The sequence below is a fragment of the Phenylobacterium sp. genome, from assembly GCF_031181185.1.
Lineage (GTDB): Bacteria > Pseudomonadota > Alphaproteobacteria > Caulobacterales > Caulobacteraceae > Phenylobacterium.
Genome location: NZ_JAPSKZ010000215.1, coordinates 1 through 5,526 on the forward strand (window position 1 = coordinate 1; position 5,526 = coordinate 5,526).

Consider the following 5,526-nt stretch of genomic DNA (forward strand, 5'->3'; position numbering starts at 1 on the left):
CGCCGCTGCAGGACGACGCCTTCGCGCTCGCCGTCTTCGCCCTGCTGGCCATCGGCCCCGCCGCCTTCGTCTGGGGCGCCGCCTTCATGATCCGCCAGGGCCAGAAGCTCGCCTTCGAGGCTCGCCGTGCCAAGGCTATGGCCGAGGACATGCTTTCGCCCGCCGTGGTCGCCGCCGCGCGCGCCGGGCACGTCGCCCAGTCGGTGCGCGACGAGATCGCCCGCGCCGGCGCCGCCGCCGAGGATGCGCGCGAGACCCTGCTGGCGCTGCGCGACGCCCTGGCGCTCGAGACCGAGAAGCTGGCCGGCGCCACCGCACAGTCGGTCCGCACTGCCGAGGAGCTGGCCAGCACGCTCGGCCGCGAACGCAGCGAGATGGGCCAGCTGGCGCACACCCTCGACGCCCAGGCGACGAAGGTCGCCGACTCCATCGCCCAGCAGGCCAAGATGGTGGCCGACGCGGCCGGCCTGGCCGAGACCCAGATCCGCGAAGCCGAGAGCGCGCTCGCCGCCCGCGCCGCCGACCTCGCCGCCGCCGCCGGCGAGGCCAGCGACGCCGCCCGCACCGCCGGCGAGGACCTGACCCGCCATATCGCCCGTCTCGAGACCGCCGGCGTCGGCGTCTCGGAGCAGGCGCGCGCCGTGGAGGCCGGCCTCTCCGAACAGCGGGCCGCGCTAATCACCCTGGCGGCGGCGCTGCGCTCGGACCATGAGAGCTTCTCCTCCGAGGCCGAGGCGCATGCCGCGCGCCTGTCGGAGTTCATCACCCAGGCGCGCCTGTCGGCCGCCGAGATGAGCGACCGGGCGACCAAGGGCGGCGAAGCGCTGCGCCAACTGATGGCCGACGCCGCGCTGCAGTTCCGCGACCTTGCCGAAACAGCCAAGGCCGAGCGCGAGGAATTCGGCCTCTCCACGCTCCAGTCGTTCGAAGCCGTCTCGGCTGCCGCCGCCCAGGAGCGGGCCAAGCTGGAGGCCCAGACCCGCGCCGCGATCGACGCCTTGGCCGCCGCCGCCGAGGAGACCCGCGAGGCCGCCGCCCGCCACGCTGCCACGGCCCGCGAACAGGTGGACCAGCTGTCGGAGGCCGCCTTCACCGCCGGGCAGAAGGCGAACCAGGTCTTCGAGGCCCGCCTTGAGGAGGCGCGGGCGCTGGTCGAGCAGTCGTCGAGGATGGTCGAGGAGGCCGGCGCCGCCACCGCCCGGAAGCTGGACGAGGGCGCCGCCGCGGCCCGCGCCACGCTCGACGAGCTGGCGGCCATGCTGAACGAGCTGGAGCAGCGCGCTCAGCGCCTGCCGGCCGCCGCCCGCGGCCAGGCCGAGCAGGTCAAGGCCGTGGTGGCCGAGGGCATGGACGAGCTGATGGCGCAGGCTCGCCGCACCGCCGAGGAGGCCCAGGCGATCGACGCCGCCTTCCAAGAGCGCGTCCGCCGCAACTTCGACATGCTGTCGGAGGCCGTACGCCTGATGGGCACGGTGGCCGCCGCCGCGCCCGCGCCGCTCGCCCCGCTGGCTGCGGCCTCGCCCGAGCCGCGGCCGCGCCGCGCGCCGCCGCCAGCGGCGCAAGCCGCGGTTGAAGAGCCCGAGCCGCTCGAACTGGACGACCCCGTGGAGCCGGAAGCCTCGCCGGTCCTGACCGAGGCCCCGCCCGCTGCGCCCGAAGCCGAGACCCCCGGCGGGGCGCTCGCCCAGCAGCTCGGCCTCCGCGCCCGGTTGAAGCTGACCCCCACGGCCACCGACCGCGAGTTCTCGGCCGTCTTCGCCGCCGCCGGCGGTCCGCCCGTCGCAGCGGCGAAGGACGCCGAGGATCCGGACGCCGAGCCGGCCGCCGAGGGCGACACCTGGACGTGGAAGGACCTGCTGGCCTCCCTCGACGGCGCCGACGGCGACGGCGAGCGCCTGGAAGCCACGCTCTCGGCCGAGCTCGCCCGCATGGGCGTCGATCCGGCCAAGCTGTTGCCGAAGGGCCGCATCGAGGAGATCGCCGCCGCCGTCCAGACCGGCGACGAGGAGGGCGCGCGCCAGGTGGTGAAGAAGCTCGCACCCGCCGCCACCCGCCGCATCGCCCGCCGGCTCTTCACCGACGAGGACGTCAAGCGCCAGACCGAGGTCTATCTGCGCCGCTACAAGACCCTGATCGACGACGCCGTGGTGCGTGACCCGCAGGGCTTCCTGATGGCCGAGTTGTTGTCCGGCGAGGCGGGCCGCCTCTACCTGCTGCTCGACGCGGCCGCCGGCGGGATGCTGTAGAGGCCGGCCACACACGTGGGCCGGCGGGTCGCTGGCGGCGCCCGATCGCCGCGGAGCTATGCACTTGGAGGACCCGCGCGAGAGCACGGGGAACCCGCCCGGCCTCGCCCCGCGTTAGTTCGTCATGGATCGCGACCGCGCCCACACCGCCTGGCGACGCGCCGAGCGCGTCCGCGTCCTCTCGGACCGGATGATCGGGATTGGCCCGTTCGGCATCGGGATCGACGGGGTCCTGGCCTGGGTGCCGGTCGCCGGCACGGCCTACTCGGTCGGCGCGGCGGCCCTGCTGTTCGCCGAGGCCATCCAGTCAGGCGCGTCGAAGGCGACGCTCGCGAAGATGGGCATGCTCCTGGGCCTGGACACGATCAGCTCGAGCGTGCCGATCGCCGGCTGGGCCGTCGACACGCTGTTCCGGGGTCACGCCATGGCCGCCCGGGCGCTGCAGAAGGACATCGAACGGCGTCACGGCCGGCCCCACACCTTCGAGGACGACGACCAGCGCGCCCGCAACGCGCGGCCGATCGGGGTGAAGTCCGTCCGCTAGCCGACATAAAGGGGGTGACATCCCGCTCAAGCTGAGCCCAGATGATGGCGGGGGCGCATCCTTGGAGCCTGTCCGGGTAAGGGCGACGCCCGCCGGACCGTCAGTTGCGGAGCGCATGAATGCCGATCACCAGCTTTGTGGAAGAAGAAGGCCGCGGTAACGGCCGCGGCCACCACGAACACGGCCAAGGCAAGGGCCTGGGACACCAGAAGCACGCCGAGAACGCCATGGCGGACGGCGTTTACACGCTGAACATCGATGGCGTCTCGACGGTAAACGCCACGGCGACGAACGTGGCGTCGGCGCCAGTGGCGCTGGCGGACGGCGGCGTCATCAACACCGAGGTGCGGCAGGGCGCGATCACCATCGGGGTGGTCGGAGGCGAGGAAGCGCTGCACCTCGTCACCGACGCCGACAACGGCCGACTGCGCGTGAACGTAGGCCTCGACCAAGACCAGCACGTCGCCCTGGGCGACCTCGACACCCTGAAGTTCGACTACTACGTCGACGCCTCCACGCGGACCGGCGTCATCCCGGTCCTGCGCCTGATTGTCGACGCCGACGGCGATCTCGCCACCACCGGCGATATCGGCGAGCTGGTGTTCGAGTGGGCTTATCAGGGCGCGGGCGCGGTCCCGCAGGACAGCTGGCGGACGGCCGACTTGGCCGGTGACGACTGGGTCGCCTGGCAACGCTCGCTCGGGCAGAACCGGGACCAGGTGGCCAGCATGACCGAATTCAGCGACTGGACCGACGAGGACGGCTTCACCCCGGCGGGCGGCCTGACCTTCGACGCCGATAGCCTGGTGATCGGCTGGTCGCTGGCGCTGGGCTCGGGCAACGGCGTCACGAACGCCTACGTCAACACGCTGACGCTCGGCGGAACCACCTACGACTTCGGCTGAGCGCCGGGGCGGCCGGGTCCCTCCCGGCCGCCCGATCTCCGGCTCGGCCTTGCCGAACGGGCGCGGAGCCTGCATGCCTGGGCCACGCGAAGGGGGACTCGTGGTCGAGCCTTATCCTATCCTGTTGTCGGTGGTCGTGCCGCTGCAGAACGTGGCCGGCCGCGTGCGCACGCTGGTCGAGCCGCTGGTGCGCGAGCTCTCGGGCCAGGTCGAGGACTTCGAGATCGTGGTCGTCGACAACGGCTCCACCGACGGCTCGGCGCGCGAGTACGCCGAACTAGTGGGCGAGGGCGGGCTGCCCAATCTGCAGATCTACCGGCTGATCCAGGCCGTGGATCAGGAGGTCGCGGTGTGGGCCGGCGTCGAGAACGCGCTGGGCGACTACGTCCTGGTGCTGGACCCGCTGAACGAAGACCTGAGCTTCCTGCCGCGCGCGCTGGAAAAGATCGCCGCAGGCTGCGACCTGATCACCATCCGCAACACGACGCCCAAGCCGATGGCCGGGCCCGAGCGGCTGCTGGACCGGCTCTTCCGGGCGACCTACCGCCGGCTCGTGGGCGTGGACCTGGCGGTCGAGGGCGCCAGCTGCCGGCTGATCAGCAAGCGGGTGGTGAGCTTTCTCCTGCAGCAGCCGAAGCCGGCGCTGCGCTATCGGGCGCTGCCGGCGCTGGCCGGTTTCCCGAAGGCCAGCCTGGACTACGCCGGGCCCCGCGCCGCCGTGGACCGTGACGGCCTGCGCGCGAAGGCTAGGCGCGGCCTGAACCTGCTGTTCGCCCAGACGATCCTGCCGCTGCGGATCGCCTCGGCGCTCGCCATCGCGGGTGCGACGCTGAACCTGATCTACTCGGGCTATGTGATCCTGATCCGGCTGTTCAAGGCCGACGTCATGCCCGGCTGGACGACGCTCTCGCTGCAGCAGTCGGGGATGTTCTTCCTGCTGTCGCTGGTGATCTTCATCCTCGTCGAATACGTGGCCCAGATGCTGGTCTGGACGCTGGAGGGGCCGTCCTACTACTTGGCGGGCGAGCACACGAGCGCGGTCCTCACGCGACGCAGCCGCCTGAACGTCCAGGCCGTGCGCAAGCCGGCCGCCAAGCGGGCGCGATGACCACCGCCATCGTTGTCGGCGGCGGCTTCTACGGCGCGGCCGTCGCGGCCTACCTGAAGACCGAGAGGGCCTTCGCCGACGTGCGCCTGTTCGAGGCGGGTCCGCGGCTGCTGGGTCGGGCCTCGTTCGTGAACCAGGCCCGCGTGCATGCGGGCTACCACTACCTGCGCAGCTTCACGACCGCCTATCGCAGCCGGGTGAACTATCCCCGCTTCCTGGAGCGCTATGCCGAGGCGGTGACCGGCTTCCAGGCGGTCTATGCGCTGGCGCGGCGCAATTCGAAGGTCACGCCGCGGCAGATGGAGCGGTTCTGCGCCGACGTGGGCGCGCCGCTGGCGCCTGCGCCGCCCGAGGTCGCGAGCCTCTTCGATCCGCGCACCATCGCCTGCGCCTATCTCGCCGAAGAGGCGGCGTTCGACGCCGAGCGCCTGTCTGCGCTCGCGGCGCGGGTCCTGGCCGAGGCCGGCGTCGATGTGCGGCTGAACGCCGAAGTGGCCGCCGTGGAGCCCGACGGCGACGCCGTCGCGGTCACCGTCGGCGGCGCGAGCCATCGCGCGCATTTGGTCTTTAACTGCGCCTACAGTCGGCTCCAGCCGGTCGCGGCGGCGCCGGCGACGCCGCTGGGCCTCAAGCACGAACTGACCGAACTTGCCCTGGTACGACCGCCCCCCGAGCTGGTCGGCCTGGGCGTGACGGTGATGGACGGCCCCTTCTTCTCGTGCA

The 5,526-nt window shown here is 72.5% G+C and carries 5 protein-coding genes; all 5 read left to right on the forward strand.

What is annotated here, in order from left to right; translation table 11 throughout:
* Window positions 1-2,246, forward strand: a 2,246-nt coding sequence (locus tag RIF93_RS18255) for a polar localization protein TipN (RefSeq protein WP_309092878.1), incomplete at its 5' end; no start/stop codon positions are given.
* 124 nt (window positions 2,247-2,370) lie between these two features.
* Window positions 2,371-2,790: a DUF4112 domain-containing protein gene (locus RIF93_RS18260; protein ID WP_309092879.1), complete on the forward strand. Its 420-nt coding sequence runs from the start codon at window positions 2,371-2,373 to the stop codon at window positions 2,788-2,790.
* 119 nt (window positions 2,791-2,909) lie between these two features.
* A complete protein-coding gene (locus tag RIF93_RS18265) occupies window positions 2,910-3,695 on the forward strand; it encodes a hypothetical protein (protein ID WP_309092880.1) in 786 nt (261 codons plus the stop codon).
* A 100-nt stretch (window positions 3,696-3,795) separates the two neighbouring features.
* Entirely contained in the window at window positions 3,796-4,803 is a 1,008-nt protein-coding gene (locus RIF93_RS18270) for a glycosyltransferase (protein ID WP_309092881.1), read from the forward strand.
* On the forward strand, window positions 4,800-5,526 hold a 727-nt coding region (locus tag RIF93_RS18275), incomplete at its 3' end, for an FAD-dependent oxidoreductase (protein ID WP_309092882.1). The genes RIF93_RS18270 and RIF93_RS18275, both read left to right, overlap by 4 nt.

What these genes read in the sequence shown, in the direction of transcription:
- RIF93_RS18260 (WP_309092879.1), top strand. Translation starts at nt 2,371, where the DNA reads ATGGATCGCGACCGCGCCCACACCGCCTGGCGACGCGCCGAGCGCGTC.
- RIF93_RS18265 (WP_309092880.1), top strand. Translation starts at nt 2,910, where the DNA reads ATGCCGATCACCAGCTTTGTGGAAGAAGAAGGCCGCGGTAACGGCCGC.